This window comes from Chitinophaga sp. YIM B06452, assembly GCF_039655965.1.
Lineage (GTDB): Bacteria > Bacteroidota > Bacteroidia > Chitinophagales > Chitinophagaceae > Chitinophaga.
In genome coordinates this window covers 69798-85906 of sequence record NZ_JAWLKY010000006.1, presented here as the reverse complement: position 1 = coordinate 85906, position 16109 = coordinate 69798, and the positions used below count along the sequence as shown (strand labels likewise).

The following is a 16109-nucleotide window of genomic DNA, read 5'->3' as shown; positions in this document are numbered from 1 at the left end:
CATCATAAAAACTTAACAAATGGCACAAGTAAGTCCTTATCTGAATTTCAAAGGCACCTGCGAAGAAGCGTTCAATTTTTACAAGTCCGTTTTCGGCGGTGAATTCATGAACGGCATCATGCGCTTCAGCAGTATACCTGAGCATGCACAGCATTGCAAGCCGGGAGAAGAAAACCTGGTAATGCACGTAGCACTCACCGTTCCCGGGGGCAGCGTCATCATGGGCAGCGACTTCCCCGATTCTTTCGGTGAGTTCAAGAGAGGAAACGACTTTTCGCTGGCTATCGCCGCCGAATCAGAGGCCGAAGCCAAAAAGCTGTTTGAATCACTGGGCGCCGGCGGTAAGGTAGATATGCCGCTGGACAAAGCTCCCTGGGGCGCATTGTTCGGTCAGCTGAAAGACCGCTTCGGCATTACCTGGGCAGTGAATTACCAGTATGAGCCCGTTCCCCAGAACTAAGAAAATCAAGCCCCGATCTGTCTGCAAAGGCTTCCGGCAACCGCCCGGAAGCCTTTGTTATTTTTATGCTTAATATTGTGTTGTAACAGCTAAAGAAACTATGGAATTAGGTATCAGCACGTTCGGCGAAGTAAGGCCCGAAGGCGTGGCAGGCGGGGCAACAGAATCGCACCTGAGAATGCAGGAACTGCTGGCGGAAGCAAAACTGGCGGACGAAACCGGCCTGGACGTATTCGCGCTCGGGGAACATCACCGCCCCGATTTTATCATATCCGCGCCGGAAGTGGCGCTGGCAGGCATTGCCACCATCACCAGGAATATCAGGCTCAGCAGCAGCGTTACCGTACTCAGCTCGGCCGATCCTGTGCGCACTTTCCAGAACTTCGCCACGCTCGACCTTTTGAGCAATGGCCGCGCGGAGATCATGGCCGGCAGGGGAAGCTTTACGGAATCGTTCCCGCTTTTCGGCTACAGTCTTGGTGATTACGACGCGCTGTTCATCGAAAAGCTGACCATGCTGCTGGAGATCAACCGGCAGGAAGTGATGAGCTGGAAAGGGAAGTACCGCGCGCCTTTCAGCAACCGCGGTATTTATCCAAGACCGCTGCAGCCTTCGCTGCCTATCTGGCTGGCCGCAGGGGGCACGCCCGCATCGGCCAAACGTGCAGGCAGGCTGAACCTCCCGCTTGTGCTGGCCATACTCGGCGGCAAACCCGCGCAGTTCGTGCCTTTCATCAACCTCTACCGCGAAGCCGCCGCCGAAGCGGGGCACGACCCGGCGACGCTGCAACTCGGCATCAATTCACAGTTTTACGTGGCGGATAGTTCAGACCAGGCGACGGATGAATTTTACCCTTCCTACGAAATACTCATGAACCGCGTAGGCCGCGAACGCGGCTGGCAGCCCATGACGCGCGAGCAGTTCGAATACCTCCGCCTGCCCGACGGGCCGCTGTTTGTAGGCAGCGTGCAGGAGATCACAGACAAGATCCTTTACCAGCATACATTGTTCAACCACACCCGCTTCCTGGCGCAGATCGTGAAGGGGTATATCCATCACGACAAAGTGCTGCACGCCATCAAACTGTTCGGCACACAGGTGGCACCCGCCGTAAGAGAGGCCCTGGGGCGCTGACAGCTTTTCCAGTTAAGGTTGTTTTTATTTTAACCCGGCTGTTTCCGTGCATATACTATCATTTTAATGATGCAATGGTATGATTTAACTTATTATGATTATAGTAAGGCCGGGGGTACTTTTGCAGATCATAAATCAACAATCGGATCATGCAACAAGTACAAACGGAAGTGGCTGCTGTTGCCCTTCCTTCTAAAACCCCCGCGGGTAAAGGAATACCGCCTGCGCTATGGGCGCTCACCATCAGCGCCTTCGCCATCGGCACTACTGAATTTGTGGCCGTAGGCATTCTACCGACCATTGCAGAAAGCCTGAACGTAAGCGTATCCGCCTCCGGCCTCCTGGTCAGCATTTATGCACTGGGCGTGGCCGTGGGTGGTCCTATATTGACCGTGCTCACCAGCAAAGTGCCGCGCAAGCCGCTGCTGGTGTCGCTCATGCTGTTGTTCGTAGCGGGGCACATCGCATCGGCCCTGGCGCCTGATTTCCTTTCACTGCTCACTGCCCGCTTTATTTCCGGCTTCGCGCATGCTGTGTTTTTCGGCGTAGGAGCAACAATCGCACCCACGTTGGTAGCGCCGGATAAAAAGGCTTCCGCCATCGCGATCATGTTCGCCGGGCTTACCATCGCCATTATCGTAGGCGTGCCGCTGGGCACATTTATCGGCCAGCATTTTGGCTGGCGCGCCACCTTCGGCGGTGTTGCCATACTGGGGCTCATTGGTCTTGCAGCCACCTGGGCACTGGTGCCGGACAAGATCAGCGCCGGCCCCGTGCTGCCGCTGAAAGAACAGCTGAAAGTGCTGCGCAATGCGGACGTGATGATCGTGCTGGCCATTACGGCCTTCGGTTATGGCGGCACCTTCGTAGTGTTTACCTACCTGGCCAGCTTGCTGGAGCATATTACCGGCTTTTCCGCGTCCTCCGTGGGTTTGCTGCTGCTGGTATATGGCGTGGCGATCGCTTTGGGTAATATGTGGGGCGGAAAGGTGAGCAATCACAACCCCGCTAAAGTATTGACCAGGATGTTCGTCGCACAGGCTGCGGCGCTCGTGCTGTTCACTTTCACGGCGCCGTTCCAGGTTCCCGCGGTGGTTACCTTATTCCTGATAGGCGGCCTTTCCTTCGCTACCGTACCGGGTTTGCAGCTATACGTGGTACAGCTGGCGCAGAAATACCTGCCGGGTACGGAAGGCATTGCATCGTCGTTGAATATTTCGGCTTTTAACCTGGGGATTGCGATCGGCGCATATGTGGGCGGCATAGTGGTGGATAGTCCGCTGGGGCTGGTATCCACGCCCTGGGTGGGCGCTTTGTTCGTATTGCTGGGCGCGGGGCTCACGGTATGGAGTTACCGGCGTAACCGGTAACATTTGCAGGACCGGGGATTTTTTATAACTTGCCCTCTCAAACAGGAAATGGTGTCTTCCTGACCCAACCGCTCTAAACAAGCTGATGGCGCCTGCAAATTCTACCGGCCTTGCCGGTGAAAAGTTATTTGTAGGTATGAAAAATCTCCTCCGCAACTTCGAACAAATCTTTGTAGCAAAACATCTGCTCTTCTGGACGCTGATAGCTGTTCCTGTAGCCCTGGCCGCGGGTTCCGCCGTTGCTTTATTCCTTTGGCTGCTGGACCTTGTGACCGTATTCCGCTGGCAGCATGAATGGCTACTTTACCTGCTGCCGCTGGCCGGTGTGGTCATTCATTTCCTGTACAAGCTTGCAGGGAAAAATGCCGAGGCCGGCAATAACCTCATCATGGACGAGATCCACCAGCCGGGAGGCGGCGTACCGGCGCGGATGGCGCCGCTAGTGCTGGCTACCACGCTTATCACACACCTGTTTGGCGGCTCGGCAGGAAGGGAGGGCACAGCGGTGCAGATGGGCGGCAGCCTTGCGCAATTGCTCGGCAGGTGGTTCAGGCTGAAACCGGGGGATATCCGCATCATCCTCATGATGGGCATTGCAGCGGGTTTTGGCGCAGTGTTCGGCACACCGCTCACCGGCGCTGTGTTTGCGCTGGAAGTGCTCGCCATCGGCCGTATTAAATACAATGCCTTGCTGCCCTGCCTTATGGCCAGCCTGTTTGCTGATATTGTCTGCAATGCCTGGGGCATTCATCATACGCATTACGATATTCAATTCCCCGCATCGCTGGATTACCTGCTGCTCCTGAAGGTGATCGTGGCCGGTGTGGCTTTTGGCCTGGCAGGCAACCTGTTTGCTGTTGCCACCCACCGGATAAAAAAGCTGGGGAACAGCGTTTTTAAGACACAGCAATGGCTGATGCCGGTAACAGGCGGTTGCGTGGTTATCCTGCTTTTTTTCCTTGCAGGAACGGGCGATTACCTGGGCCTGGGCGTTACGTCCAAAGACCCCGGCGGTATTTCCATCGTCAACGCTTTCCGTCCGGAAGGTGTAGCGGATTGGAGCTGGTTGTGGAAACTGGTGTTTACCGCTGTTACCCTCGGCATGGGCTTCAAAGGGGGAGAAGTGACGCCGCTGTTCTTCATCGGCGCTGCCCTTGGCCACACCATCGCGGTGTATACCGGCGCGCCGGTAGACTTGTTTGCCGGCCTTGGGTTTATTGCTGTGTTCGCGGGCGCCACCAATACGCCGATCGCCTGCACGTTGATGGGAGTTGAATTATTCGGCGCCGATCACGTGCTGTACTTCTCGGTGGCCTGTTTCACGGCTTATTATTTCAGCGGCCATGCAGGTATTTACGCGGCTCAGCGTACGGCTGTTTCCAAGCTGGGAGAGGAGTAGTAATACATTGAATGCCAGCCTTTAAGAATGCTTATGGCCAAGGTTGGCATAGTTTTGGCAATACCCCGTCCGGAAATAGTCCAATCTAAAAATTTTCGATCATGAAACAGTTATTAGCGGCAGCAGCGATCAGTGTATCACTCTTCGCCTGCCAGAGCAGGGCGGATAATGCAGCCGCCGTACAGGCGGCACGAAAAGCGGCGATCGATTCAATGAATACCGTGAACCAGGTGAATATGGCCAGGCAGCAGGCGATCGATTCCATGAAAGCAGTGAATGCAAAAGCCAGCCGTACGCGCAGCCATGCTTCTTCCGCAGGGAACGAGGTGGCAGCGGCGCCGGTAAGCAATACAACCACCGCACCCGCAGCACCGGCTAAAAAAGGCTGGAGCCATACCGCCAAAGGCGCAGTAGTGGGCGCAGGCGCGGGAGCCATCACCGGCGCTATCGTGAATAAGGACCGACTGAAAGGCGCGGCCATCGGTACGATCATCGGCGCAGGCATTGGTGCGGGCACCGGCGCTATCGTGGATCACCAGAAGAAAAAACAATCCGCCCAGTAACTACTGCGGTTTTAGTATAAATTAGTATAAAAAAGCGGGCGCTTCGCGAAGAGGCGCCCGCTTTTTGTTTTGCTGTTTGGCACGTTATTTTCGGCAGTGCCCGTATGAAAGCACCCTTATTTCGTATAGCCCTGGCCTTGTGCGCATTCGCCGCCTGCGCGCAGCCCGCATCGCAAAAAGCAGCGCGGGAAGATTCCGTTCAGCAACAGGCAGCCACACCCGCCGCGCCCGAAGCTTTGCTGGCGCCTGGTGAGCGTGCGGGCAAATTCCGGCTGGGCCAGGATATGGATTCCGTATTCTCGCTGCTGGGCAAGCCGGATGATGGCGACGCCGCCATGGGCAAAGCCTGGGGTATCTGGTACGGCACGGATACCATCGCGGTATATTCCACTTATGCAGACAGCAATATGAACCGCCGCGTAGCCCGCCAGATCGTGGTTTCAGGGGAAGGTTACAGAACAGTGAACGGCATCGGCCGCAATACGCCACTGGAAACCATCCGCGAAAACTTCCCCGCGCTGCAACCCGCCGCCACCTACGTAAGCGATACCCATGATACGCTTTGGGTATACGACGCCCAGGCCGCCGGCATCGCCTTCGATCTCCGGAAAAAGGACGGGCAACTGCTTTGCCATGCCGTCACGATCCACGACAAACAGGAGCCGGTGACGGCCACGTACCTCACTATTCATGCGGGTTGGAAGAAGTTGCCTTGACGCAAAGGAAAATGTATCAATGTTTCAGCGGCACCACCATGTTCCAGGTCTTATCCACCTCGTAAGGTCTCGGTCCGGAGCCGGTTGCGGCAAAGAGGTGTGTGGGTTTCCCGTTTTCGAACAGGAGGAAAGGTCTTTCGAAATTGGCCTGTTTCGTAGTAGTGCCGTCGTTCCAGCGGATGATGCGGGAATAGGCTTTCACGGGGTCGGAAAGTTTCCAGTCCACTCCATTTTTGGACGTGGCATGAATGCCTCCGCCTTCTTCGCCGCAAATATGCCCGAAGCGGTCTTTCATGATCAGCTCATAGTGATCGCCGGCATACCATACAAATGGATCTTCCACATCATTGTCCATTTTGTTTTTGCTATGGAATGAAAACACGGGATTGTCTGAAAGCCGCTCGTACGGCCCTTTGTAACTATGCCTGCTCATGGCTGCTCCCAGCAGCAACGGTGGGTCGTAATTCTTTGAAGAGGATTTATACATCAGGTAAATGCTGCCATCCGGCAATGCTACGGGAGAGGGATTGGAGGTGATGGAGGCATCCCATTTGCCGGGCCGCGGTTCGATCACGGGGCGGTCCAATCTTTTCCACGGACCGTAAACAGAGTCTGCAACGGCAACGCCTGCACGTTTATTCATCCAGGCGCGCTGGCCGCGGCCATCCGCCCACACATCGTCGCGGTTATTGGGAACGGGGAAGTCGTACACCGTGCCCATGTAATACAGCAGGTATTGTTTGCCGTATTGCAATATTCTCGGGTTATGCGTAGTATACCCGTCAAAGAAACCTTTGCCGCGCGCGGGAAGCACTACTTCTTCAAAAGTGTAAGGCCCCTCCGGTGTATCGGAAACAGCCCGCACGATCTGCGAATTGGTGACCCAGTTGCCGAAGCCCAGTTCCTTGGACCAACGGGAAGCGAACATATGATAACGCCCGTCTTCCCCCTTCACCACGCTGGGGTCCCACACCCAGTATCCCTCCATCATAAACCCGCCGTTTACCGGCGCTGGCAATATCTTGTCAGCAAACGCACCTTCCTGCCGGAGTGCAGCGGCGGTGGAGATCGCAGGTAATAACAATCCTGCGGATAATGTGCGGAGAAAATCCCTTCTTTCCATATTATCCAATATAGTCACGGGATTGTTAATTACAAACATCCGCATGAAGACTATTCGTAATCCTCATCATCTTTCGTAAACGACAGCCCCTGCTGCTGCAAAGCGGCTTTTAAGATATTGACCGCTTTAGGGCCTACGCCGTGCAGTTCCAGTAATTCCGCTTCGCTCACGCGGCTCACATCGTGCAGGGTGAGAAAGCCTTCAGCCTGTAAGGCCCTGTATGCGGGCTTCCCGATGCTTTCGGGAATTTTTACGCCCGGCGCTGTTTTGTGAGACGGTTTCATGAAGATCAGTTTTCAGAGAGCTGTTTCACCGCATCCAGGGCTTTGGGCCACATGCTGCTGAACATTTCACTGTATTCGTCCGTGATATCAGTGTAGATATGCAGTTCTGTTTTGCCGCCTGCATCTTTGAGCGTATAGGTTTCTTTTGCGCCGGCCCAGCCTCCTGCTTCGGCGGCTGAATAATCTTCTTTGCCGTTCATGATAGTGCCTTCGTGGGTGATCTCCATGTATTCATTGGGGATCGCATCACTGATGCCGGAGATCATGCCGTCGCCGTTGCTGTCCACGAAGCGTACTTTGCTGCCTTTTTTCCAGTCTGTTTCGGCGCGCGAGCCTTCGCTGAAAGCGCGGGTCCATTCAGGGTAAGTTTCATCGCCCCATAAAACATTCCATACTTTTTCCCGGGGCGCATTGATGGTGATGTTGAAAGTGAGTTGTTTCATAACAATGTGATTTGGATGAGCTACAAAGTTGACATACTTTTTTGAAACAAAAGGGGTTCGATCGCGACAAAATCGTAGGGCAATTTTGCCATGGCTGTTACAGGGTTTATTTATCGTAAATTGCTGTTGAACACCAAAACGAACCCGCACATGCAGTTTAAGAACCGTACCGTATTTATTACCGGCGCCAGCAGGGGCATCGGGGAGGCTATTGCCGTTAAGCTCGCCGCTGAAGGGGCGAATATCGCCATTGCAGCCAAGAGCGTCGTGGAAGACCCGCGGCTGGGCGGCACGATCTATTCTGCTGCCAAAGCGGTGGAAGCAGCGGGAGGGAAGGCCCTGGCGCTGCAGGCAGACATCCGGGATGAGGCCCAGGTGCAGGCAGCGGTTCAGCAGACCGCGGATCATTTCGGCGGCATCGATATCCTGATCAATAATGCTTCCGCCATCCAGCTCACCGGCACGGAGCAAACGCCCGCCAAACGTTTTGACCTGATGTATGATATCAATGTGCGTGGAACTTTCCTGGTTACCCAGCACTGCATTCCTTTCCTGAAAAAAGGCATCAACCCCCACATCCTCACGCTGTCGCCACCGGTGAACCTTGCGCCGCAGTGGATGGGCGCGCATGCGGCCTATACGGTGAGCAAATACAGCATGAGCATGTTCACGCTGGGATGGGCCGAAGAGCTGAAAGCCGCCGGCGTTGCCGCCAATTCGCTCTGGCCTGCCACCACGATCGCCACTGCGGCGGTGCGCAACCTGCTGGGCGGTGAAGCCTTAGTAAATATGAGCCGCAAGCCTGATATAGTAGCGGATGCCGTGTTCCATATCCTGAAACGTCCCGCGGCATCCTGCACGGGCAATAATTTCATCGATGAGGAAGTGTTGCGGTCCGAAGGGATCACGGACTTCAGCAGCTACGCGGTAGTGGCCGGCGGCAGGTTGCAGCCGGATTTGTTCCTGTAGGAATACGTGTGAAAAAATTATGAGCATCGGCGGCGCCGCACGGATTAATACGGTTTTAGCCTACCTTACAGCCTTAAATTATCTCCTATGCAGACCATCCTCGGGGCAGGCGGCGCTATCGGCGAACCGCTGGCGAAAGAGCTTAAGCAGTATACAGACCAGGTACGGCTCGTCAGCCGCAAACCGCAGAAAGTGAATGAAACAGACATCCTCCATCCCGCAGACCTCACCAGCCGCGGCGAAGTGTTCAAAGCAGTGGAAGGCTCGGACGTGGTCTACCTCGTCATTGGTTTCCCTTACGACATCAAGGTCTGGCAGAAAGAATGGCCCGCGCTGATGCGCAACACGATAGACGCCTGCAAACAATACAACGCCAAACTCGTTTTCTTCGACAACGTGTACATGTACGACGGCAGCGCCATCCCGCATATGACGGAAGAATCGCCCATTAACCCTTCCAGCAGAAAAGGAAAGGTAAGGGCTGCAATAGCGCAGATACTCATGGATGAAGTGAAACAGGGCGGCCTCACCGCACTGATAGCCCGCGCGGCGGATTTTTATGGTCCTGTGAAAGGTAACACCTCCGTGCTGAACGAAATGGTATACAAAAACCTCCTCAAAGGTAAACGGGCCAACTGGTTCGGCAGCGCCGATAAAAAACACAGCTACACTTACGTGCCCGATGCCGCCAAAGGCACGGCCATCCTGGGTAATACGCCCGACGCATACAACCAGGTATGGCACTTGCCCACCCATCCCAACGCGCTGACCGGCAGGGAATTCGTGGCGCTGTTCGGCAAACACATGAACAAACCCGCGAAAATATCCGTAGTGCCGCAATGGATGGCGGCGGCAATGGGCCTGTTCGTTCCCATCATGAAAGAGCTGGCGGAAATGATCTACCAATACGACCGCGATTATATTTTCGACAGCAGCAAGTTCAACACGCGGTTCGATTTCAAGCCGGTAGAATATGAAGCGGGGGTGCTGGATACGATCAGGAATGGATAAGGGCGCAAATCGAATTTGAGAAGGTCCGGGCGTTATAACCCCGGACCTTTTTATTTTCAACCGTAAGGAGTCCCGAAACGGATAATTTTAATGTGTATTGAAAATCAATTAAATAGAAGATATATCAAAAAGCCTCATACATATTTTTTTACCCATTATTAGAAGAAGTCCACATAAAATGCATAAAATCTGGATAAAATTTAAGAATTTCGGGGTTACGTTTTAAAATATACAAAATGAGCCAAGTACCCGCTACCTTATTTGACAAAGTATGGGATTCGCACGTAGTCAGGAAAATTGAAGACGGACCTGATGTATTCTTTATCGACCGGCATTTTATTCACGAGGTGACCAGCCCGGTTGCCTTCCTGGGATTGGAAAACCGCGGCGTGAAGGTGATGTTCCCTGAAAAGACATTTGCCACGGCAGATCACAATACGCCTACCATCAACCAGCATTTACCCGTACAGGACCCGCTTTCGGCCAACCAGCTGAAAGCCCTGGAAACCAATACCGCCAAATACGGCATTTCCCACTGGGGCCTCGGCAACCCGAAAAACGGCATCGTGCACGTAGTTGGGCCTGAGAACGGCATCACCCTGCCGGGCATGACCATCGTATGCGGCGACTCTCACACCTCCACCCATGGCGCTTTTGGCGCGATCGCATTTGGCATCGGCACCTCCGAGGTGGAAATGGTGCTTTCTTCCCAATGCATCATGCAGCCCAAGCCGAAGAAAATGCGCATTAACGTAAACGGCAAACTGGGCAAAGGTATTACGCCTAAAGACGTGACCCTTTACATCATTTCACAGCTCACCGCAGCCGGCGCCACCGGCTATTTCGTGGAGTATGCCGGTGAAGTGTTCGAAAATATGACCATGGAAGGTCGCATGACCGTGTGCAATATGAGCATCGAAATGGGCGCGCGCGGCGGTATCATCGCGCCGGATGAAACTACTTTCGCTTACATCAAAGGCCGCGAAAAAGCGCCGCAGGGAGCCGCCTGGGACAAAGCCCTCGCGTACTGGAAAACACTGAAAACAGAAGAAGGCGCCGCTTTCGATAAAGAATATACTTTCAATGCGGCAGACATTGAGCCGATGATCACTTACGGCACCAACCCGGGCATGGGCATGGGCATCACGCAGCACATCCCTACCGCGGAAGAAGGCGGCGGCAGCAAGGCCAGCTACGAAAAATCGCTCGAATACATGGGCTTCGCCGAAGAAGAAAGCATGATCGGCAAAAAAGTGGATTACGTATTCATCGGCAGCTGTACCAACGGCCGCATCGAAGACTTCCGCGCGTTTGCAGCCATCGTGAAAGGCCGTAAAAAAGCCGAGCACGTGACCGCATGGATCGTTCCCGGTTCCCATATCGTGGAGCAGCAGATCAAAGACGAGGGCATCCTGGACATCCTGACCGAAGCCGGCTTCCAGCTGCGCCAGCCCGGTTGCTCCGCCTGCCTGGCGATGAACGACGATAAAGTGCCCGCCGGCAAATACGCCGTCAGCACCAGCAACCGCAACTTCGAAGGAAGGCAGGGCCCCGGCTCACGCACCATGCTGGCCAGTCCGCTCGTAGCCGCAGCAGCAGCGGTAACCGGCGTAGTGACCGACCCACGCACCCTTATGGCTTAATTCTGAACAATTAAAAAAGACGCGAACAGCATACACAATGGCTTACGATAAATTCACGGTATTAAAGAGCACTGCAGTGCCTATGCCAATCGAAAATGTGGACACAGACCAGATCATTCCCGCCCGCTTCCTGAAAGCAACAGAGCGCAAGGGTTTCGGCGATAACCTCTTCCGCGACTGGCGTTATAACGGGGACGACTCACCGAAGAAAGACTTCGTGCTGAACAATCCCATCTATTCCGGCAAGATCCTCGTTGCAGGCAAGAACTTCGGCAGCGGCAGCAGCCGCGAGCACGCTGCATGGGCCATCTACGACTACGGTTTCCGTTGCGTGGTGTCCAGCTTTTTTGCAGACATCTTCAAGAACAACTCGCTGAACATCGGCATCCTGCCGGTGACCGTGAGCCCCGCTTTCCTGGACAAGATATTTACCGCGATAGAGGCAGACCCGAAAGCAGAGCTGGTCGTAGACCTGGAGAAACAGTCCATCACGATTGCAGCAACTGGCGAAAGCGAGCCGTTCGATATCAACAGCTACAAAAAACATAACCTCATGAACGGCTTCGATGATATCGATTATCTCCAGGCCATGAAGGGTGAGATACAGGCGTTTGCCGAAAAAAGCCTTTACTGATCATGTCAAATTCCCCGCGTTATATCGAGGTGATGGATACCACGCTCCGCGACGGCGAGCAAACCAGCGGGGTATCTTTCTCCCCGTCTGAAAAGCTGACCATCGCGCAGCTGCTGCTTACCGAAGTGAAGGTGGACCGGATAGAGATCGCCTCCGCCCGTGTATCAGACGGCGAATTTGCAGCCGTAAAAGCCATTACCAAATGGGCCAAACAACAGGGCCTGCTGCATAAAGTGGAAGTGCTCACCTTCGTGGACGGCGATGTGTCCGTACAATGGATGCAAAAGGCCGGCGCGAAAGTAATGAACCTGCTCACCAAAGGTTCGCTCAACCACCTTACACACCAGCTCAAAAAGAAGCCTGAGCAGCACTTCGCGGAGATCGCGGCAGTGATAACGCTGGCGAAGAAAAAGGGGCTGGAATGCAATGTGTACCTGGAAGACTGGAGCAACGGTATGCGCCATTCCCGCGAATACGTATGGCAATTCCTGGACTTCCTGCAAACACAGCCGGTGAAGCGCATCATGCTGCCGGATACCCTGGGCGTGCTCATACCCTCCGAAGTATATGCATACATTTCCGAAACAGTGCAGCGCTACCCGCAGCTGCATTTCGATTTCCATGCCCATAACGACTACGACCTCGGCACCGCCAACGTGCTGGAAGGCCTGAAAGCCGGCGCGCACGGTATTCACCTCACCATCAACGGCATGGGCGAACGGGCGGGCAACGCGCCGCTGGCGAGCGCCATTGCGGTGATGAACGACTTCCTGCCAACCGTTAAGACCGGCGTGGCGGAAAGCTCGCTCTACAGCGTGAGCAAGCTCGTGGAAACATTCTCCGGCTTCCGCATCCCGGCCAACAAGCCGGTGGTAGGAGAGAACGTGTTCACCCAAACGGCCGGCATACATGCGGACGGCGATAAAAAGAACAAGCTCTACTTCAGCGACCTGATGCCGGAACGCTTCGGCCGCCAGCGCAAATACGCGCTTGGCAAAACCAGCGGCAAGGCCAATATCGAGAACAACCTCGCACAGCTTGGTATCCAGCTGTCTGAGCCCGATCTTAAAAAGGTGACCCAGCGCATCATTGAGCTGGGCGACAAAAAAGAAGTGGTGACGCAGGCAGACCTTCCCTATATTATCTCCGATATTCTCGACAGCAATACCATCGAGGAGAAAGTGAAAATAGAGAACTATGTGCTGACCCATTCCAAAGCCTTCAAACCTTCTGCAACGCTGCGCATTTCCATCAAAGGCGAGCTGTTTGAAGAACATTCACAGGGCGACGGGCAATACGACGCTTTTATGAATGCGCTCAAAAAGATCTACAAGGCCCGCAAGCAGGAACTGCCGGCGCTGACGGATTATGCCGTGCGCATCCCGCCAGGTGGGAAGACCGACGCCCTCTGCGAAACCATCATCACCTGGCGCTACAACAACCGCGAGTTCAAGACCCGCGGGCTTGACAGCGATCAGACCGTGTCCGCCATCAAAGCGACGCAAAAAATGCTCAATCTCATCTAAGAACTTATTACCATCCACATCATCATGGCAACAAAACATATCCTTATTGTTCCGGGAGACGGAATCGGGCAGGAAGTAACGGCAGTCGGCAAAAAAGTGCTGGACAAGATCGCCGCGAAGTTCGGGCATACATTTACCTACGACGAAGCGCTGATCGGCCACGTGGCCATTGAAGCCACCGGCAACCCGCTGCCGGACGAGTCGCTGGAGAAAATGCGGAAAAGCGACGCCGTATTATTCGGCGCGGTTGGTCATCCGAAATACGACAACGATCCCTCCGCGAAAGTGCGCCCGGAACAGGGCCTGCTGAAAATGCGCAAAGAGCTGGGCCTCTATGCCAACCTTCGCCCCATCAAGCTGTTCGACGAGCTGCTGGGCGCTTCCAGCATCAAACCGGAGATACTGAAAGGCGCGGACATCCTGTTTTTCCGCGAGCTGACCGGCGACATTTATTTCGGTGAAAAAGGCCGCAAAAACAACGGGGATACGGCTTACGACATCGCGGAATACAGCCGCTATGAAGTGGAACGCATTGCCCGCAAAGCCTTTGAAGCAGCGCGTACCCGCCGCAAAAAACTTTGCTCCGTAGATAAAGCGAACGTGATCGAAACCTCGCGCCTCTGGCGGGAAGTGATCCAGAAGATCGCGCCCGAATATCCCGATGTGGAGGTAGAACATCAGTTCGTGGATGCAACCGCCATGCTGCTGATCAAAGACCCGCGCCGTTTTGACGTGGTGGTGACCGCGAACCTGTTTGGCGACATCCTGACGGACGAAGCTTCCCAGATCGCAGGCTCCATGGGCATGCTGGCTTCCGCATCCGTGGGAGACGGCACCGGCGTGTACGAGCCTATCCACGGTTCCGCGCACGACATCACCGGCAAAGGTGTGGCCAACCCGCTGGCGTCCATTCTTTCTGCTGCGTTGCTGCTGGATATCTCTTTCAGCATGAAGGCGGAATCAGAAGCGGTGATTGCCGCGGTGGACAAAGTATTGAAAGAAGGCTGGCGTACGCGGGATATTGCAGACAGCAATACCCCGGCGGATAAGATCCTGGGCACAGAAAGGATTGGCGGGGAAGTGCTGAAGTTCATTTAAGCATAACACGAATATTGGGTAAGGTACAGGCTGCGAGGCTTGTACCTTTTTTGTTTGATGTGGATTAGGGAAGTCCGTTATTGCAAGGAGCAGCGGGGCCAAAGCCGGAGGGGTCAACGAAGCACGGAAAGTCGTCATTGCGAGGAGCCGTAGAGCCAAAGCGGGAGGGGCGACGAAGCAATCTCCTGCGTTGAGATTGATATTTGCAATATTAGGAGATTGTTTCGTCGCACTTCCTGTTGCACAGAATTTCCTGCTGCTCCTCGCAATGACGGTTTTTTGAACTATATGACCTACATATTATTCCTCTTTTCGTTGGAGCGCTGATCATTTCAATCTTCAATACACCGAAACATCTACATTTTGAAATAGAAATTTGGCTTTTCAAATAAAGCAGTTTACATTTAATATGTAGAACATAACTACTTTACCCGAAAACCACGTTGTTATGAAGAATTCCATCTATCTGCTATCCTTCCTTTTCCTGCACGCAGCCTGTGCTAAAAAGACGACGAACCCGCAGGACAGCCTGCAATCATCCGCCGCCATCACATCCAAAGCTGAAGCAGCTGCTCTTGCCGCAACGCCTTATCACAACAGCCAGGTGCTGTTTAACGGCGGCAACGAAAGCATTTACCATTCTTTCAGAATCCCTTCCATCGTAAAGACCAAAAACGGGACCCTCATTGCCTTTGCCGAGGGCAGGCGCTGGAGCCCCAGCGATTGGGGGGATATCAATCTTGTGTTCAAACGTTCCTTCGACAATGGCAATACCTGGACCGCGCTGGGTGAAGTAGTGGGCAGCGGCAATGGTACCTGGGGCAATCCCACCGCCGTGTACGACTGGAACAAAGGCACGAATGGCCGCGTATGGCTTTTTATGAGCTGGAACGATGGTGACAAAACTTCCTGGAGCGACATCAAGGCCTGGGGCGACCGCCGCGTGTTTGCCTCCTACAGCGACGATCACGGCGCTACCTGGAGCACTCCGCAGGACATGAGCGCTGCATTGCTGCCATCCGGTTACACCTGGGATGCGATGGGCCCGGGCATCGGCATACAGACCACGCGGGGAAGCACCGCAGGCCGGTTGATCATCCCCGCCTACGGCCGCAACATTTACAGCGACAACAACGGCACCACCTGGCAATACCAACCGATACCGGGCGGAACAGACGAAGGCACCATCGTAGAGCGCATGGACGGTACTTTGCTGCGCAATGACAGGCCCGGCACCACCGAATGGAACGCCGCGAAGAGAAGGCGCAAATCCACCGGCAGCATTCCCGGCACCTTTTCCGCCTGGAGCGTGGATAATACATTGAACGATCCCAAATGCGAAGGCTCCATCATCCGCTACAACACAGACGCGCCGCACCGCATCATATTCCTCAATCCCAACCATACCTCGCAGCGCTGCAATATGACGGTGCGCATCAGCTACGACGATGGCGCCACCTGGCCCATCAGCCGCGCTATCTTCAACTGGAACACCTGCGACTATGCGCCCATCACCGTGGCCAAAGGCGGTTACAGCAGCATGATCAAAACCTCAGATTACGCGGTGGCGGCGCTGATAGAGATCAACGAAGATGTGCATGCAAGCTCCACCAGCAACAAGTCCATCGAATTCCACAAATTCAATCTTCCCTGGATCCTGAACGGCGCCACGGAGCCCTGATAAATTTTTTTCGATTCTACCTAGTAAGGCCGGCGGGCGCTTTTGCGCTTTGCC

16 protein-coding genes and 1 riboswitch are annotated in these 16109 nt (G+C 54.5%); of the genes, 13 read left to right on the top strand and 3 right to left on the bottom strand.

Translation table 11 applies throughout. The annotated features are described in order from the left end of the window. Positions 1 to 19: 19 nt before the first annotated feature. The 6 genes from R3I13_RS23340 (at position 20) to R3I13_RS23315 (ending at position 5643) form a co-directional block, all read left to right on the top strand. Complete coding sequence (locus R3I13_RS23340) at positions 20 to 460, top strand: VOC family protein (protein WP_346320396.1); 441 nt, start codon at positions 20 to 22, stop codon at positions 458 to 460. Between the two features lie 100 nt (positions 461 to 560). Beyond that, on the top strand, positions 561 to 1595 hold the full coding sequence (locus R3I13_RS23335; protein WP_346320395.1) for an LLM class flavin-dependent oxidoreductase: 1035 nt from the start codon (positions 561 to 563) through the stop codon (positions 1593 to 1595). Between the two features lie 149 nt (positions 1596 to 1744). Continuing rightward, positions 1745 to 2965, top strand: coding sequence for an MFS transporter (locus tag R3I13_RS23330; protein WP_346320394.1), 1221 nt, complete (start codon positions 1745 to 1747; stop codon positions 2963 to 2965). Positions 2966 to 3000: 35 nt separating this feature from the next. Beyond that, positions 3001 to 3067: riboswitch (Fluoride riboswitch) on the top strand. A 34-nt stretch (positions 3068 to 3101) separates the two neighbouring features. Beyond that, complete coding sequence (locus tag R3I13_RS23325; RefSeq protein ID WP_346320393.1) at positions 3102 to 4364, top strand: voltage-gated chloride channel family protein; 1263 nt, start codon at positions 3102 to 3104, stop codon at positions 4362 to 4364. 101 nt (positions 4365 to 4465) lie between these two features. Further along, positions 4466 to 4927 carry a glycine zipper domain-containing protein gene (locus R3I13_RS23320; RefSeq protein WP_346320392.1) on the top strand — a complete coding sequence of 154 codons (462 nt, stop codon included), beginning with the start codon at positions 4466 to 4468 and terminating at the stop codon, positions 4925 to 4927. A gap of 104 nt (positions 4928 to 5031) precedes the next feature. Beyond that, positions 5032 to 5643 (top strand): hypothetical protein, encoded by a 612-nt coding sequence (locus R3I13_RS23315; protein WP_346320391.1) that lies wholly within the window; start codon positions 5032 to 5034, stop codon positions 5641 to 5643. Between the two features lie 16 nt (positions 5644 to 5659). Here the strand turns inward: R3I13_RS23315 and R3I13_RS23310 are convergent, their stop codons facing one another. Genes R3I13_RS23310 through R3I13_RS23300 form a run of 3 tightly spaced genes read right to left on the bottom strand, consistent with a single transcriptional unit; the run spans position 5660 to position 7493 of the window. Continuing rightward, complete coding sequence (locus R3I13_RS23310) at positions 5660 to 6766, bottom strand: glycoside hydrolase family protein (RefSeq protein ID WP_346320390.1); 1107 nt, start codon at positions 6764 to 6766, stop codon at positions 5660 to 5662. A gap of 50 nt (positions 6767 to 6816) precedes the next feature. Then, the gene (locus tag R3I13_RS23305; RefSeq protein WP_346320389.1) at positions 6817 to 7050 is read right to left on the bottom strand and encodes a hypothetical protein; all 234 of its coding nucleotides are present in this window, start codon (positions 7048 to 7050) and stop codon (positions 6817 to 6819) included. Positions 7051 to 7055: 5 nt separating this feature from the next. Further along, positions 7056 to 7493: an SRPBCC domain-containing protein gene (locus tag R3I13_RS23300; protein ID WP_346320388.1), complete on the bottom strand. Its 438-nt coding sequence runs from the start codon at positions 7491 to 7493 to the stop codon at positions 7056 to 7058. Between the two features lie 150 nt (positions 7494 to 7643). Between R3I13_RS23300 and R3I13_RS23295 the strand changes: the two genes are divergently transcribed. From R3I13_RS23295 to R3I13_RS23265, 7 genes are all read left to right on the top strand, one after another. Then, on the top strand, positions 7644 to 8462 hold the full coding sequence (locus R3I13_RS23295) for an NAD(P)-dependent oxidoreductase (RefSeq protein ID WP_346320387.1): 819 nt from the start codon (positions 7644 to 7646) through the stop codon (positions 8460 to 8462). 87 nt (positions 8463 to 8549) lie between these two features. Beyond that, positions 8550 to 9473 (top strand): NAD-dependent epimerase/dehydratase family protein, encoded by a 924-nt coding sequence (locus R3I13_RS23290; RefSeq protein WP_346320386.1) that lies wholly within the window; start codon positions 8550 to 8552, stop codon positions 9471 to 9473. A gap of 236 nt (positions 9474 to 9709) precedes the next feature. Further along, on the top strand, positions 9710 to 11116 hold the full coding sequence (gene leuC / locus R3I13_RS23285) for a 3-isopropylmalate dehydratase large subunit (protein ID WP_346320385.1): 1407 nt from the start codon (positions 9710 to 9712) through the stop codon (positions 11114 to 11116). 37 nt (positions 11117 to 11153) lie between these two features. After that, on the top strand, positions 11154 to 11750 hold the full coding sequence (gene leuD / locus R3I13_RS23280; protein WP_346320384.1) for a 3-isopropylmalate dehydratase small subunit: 597 nt from the start codon (positions 11154 to 11156) through the stop codon (positions 11748 to 11750). A 2-nt stretch (positions 11751 to 11752) separates the two neighbouring features. Continuing rightward, positions 11753 to 13276 carry an alpha-isopropylmalate synthase regulatory domain-containing protein gene (locus R3I13_RS23275; RefSeq protein WP_346320383.1) on the top strand — a complete coding sequence of 508 codons (1524 nt, stop codon included), beginning with the start codon at positions 11753 to 11755 and terminating at the stop codon, positions 13274 to 13276. 24 nt (positions 13277 to 13300) lie between these two features. Next, a complete protein-coding gene (gene leuB / locus R3I13_RS23270) occupies positions 13301 to 14374 on the top strand; it encodes a 3-isopropylmalate dehydrogenase (RefSeq protein WP_346320382.1) in 1074 nt (357 codons plus the stop codon). Positions 14375 to 14822: 448 nt separating this feature from the next. Further along, positions 14823 to 16055, top strand: coding sequence for a sialidase family protein (locus R3I13_RS23265; RefSeq protein ID WP_346320381.1), 1233 nt, complete (start codon positions 14823 to 14825; stop codon positions 16053 to 16055). The last annotated feature ends 54 nt before the right edge of the window (positions 16056 to 16109 follow it).

Excerpts from the sequence above, each read along its gene's own strand:
- R3I13_RS23340 (WP_346320396.1), top strand. The coding sequence starts at position 20 with ATGGCACAAGTAAGTCCTTATCTGAATTTCAAAGGCACCTGCGAAGAA.
- R3I13_RS23315 (WP_346320391.1), top strand. The coding sequence starts at position 5,032 with ATGAAAGCACCCTTATTTCGTATAGCCCTGGCCTTGTGCGCATTCGCC.
- R3I13_RS23325 (WP_346320393.1), top strand. The coding sequence starts at position 3,102 with ATGAAAAATCTCCTCCGCAACTTCGAACAAATCTTTGTAGCAAAACAT.
- R3I13_RS23335 (WP_346320395.1), top strand. The coding sequence starts at position 561 with ATGGAATTAGGTATCAGCACGTTCGGCGAAGTAAGGCCCGAAGGCGTG.
- R3I13_RS23275 (WP_346320383.1), top strand. The coding sequence starts at position 11,753 with ATGTCAAATTCCCCGCGTTATATCGAGGTGATGGATACCACGCTCCGC.
- R3I13_RS23310 (WP_346320390.1), bottom strand. The coding sequence starts at position 6,766 with ATGGAAAGAAGGGATTTTCTCCGCACATTATCCGCAGGATTGTTATTA.
- leuD (WP_346320384.1), top strand. The coding sequence starts at position 11,154 with ATGGCTTACGATAAATTCACGGTATTAAAGAGCACTGCAGTGCCTATG.
- R3I13_RS23300 (WP_346320388.1), bottom strand. The coding sequence starts at position 7,493 with ATGAAACAACTCACTTTCAACATCACCATCAATGCGCCCCGGGAAAAA.
- R3I13_RS23290 (WP_346320386.1), top strand. The coding sequence starts at position 8,550 with ATGCAGACCATCCTCGGGGCAGGCGGCGCTATCGGCGAACCGCTGGCG.
- R3I13_RS23330 (WP_346320394.1), top strand. The coding sequence starts at position 1,745 with ATGCAACAAGTACAAACGGAAGTGGCTGCTGTTGCCCTTCCTTCTAAA.
- leuB (WP_346320382.1), top strand. The coding sequence starts at position 13,301 with ATGGCAACAAAACATATCCTTATTGTTCCGGGAGACGGAATCGGGCAG.
- leuC (WP_346320385.1), top strand. The coding sequence starts at position 9,710 with ATGAGCCAAGTACCCGCTACCTTATTTGACAAAGTATGGGATTCGCAC.
- R3I13_RS23265 (WP_346320381.1), top strand. The coding sequence starts at position 14,823 with ATGAAGAATTCCATCTATCTGCTATCCTTCCTTTTCCTGCACGCAGCC.
- R3I13_RS23320 (WP_346320392.1), top strand. The coding sequence starts at position 4,466 with ATGAAACAGTTATTAGCGGCAGCAGCGATCAGTGTATCACTCTTCGCC.
- R3I13_RS23305 (WP_346320389.1), bottom strand. The coding sequence starts at position 7,050 with ATGAAACCGTCTCACAAAACAGCGCCGGGCGTAAAAATTCCCGAAAGC.
- R3I13_RS23295 (WP_346320387.1), top strand. The coding sequence starts at position 7,644 with ATGCAGTTTAAGAACCGTACCGTATTTATTACCGGCGCCAGCAGGGGC.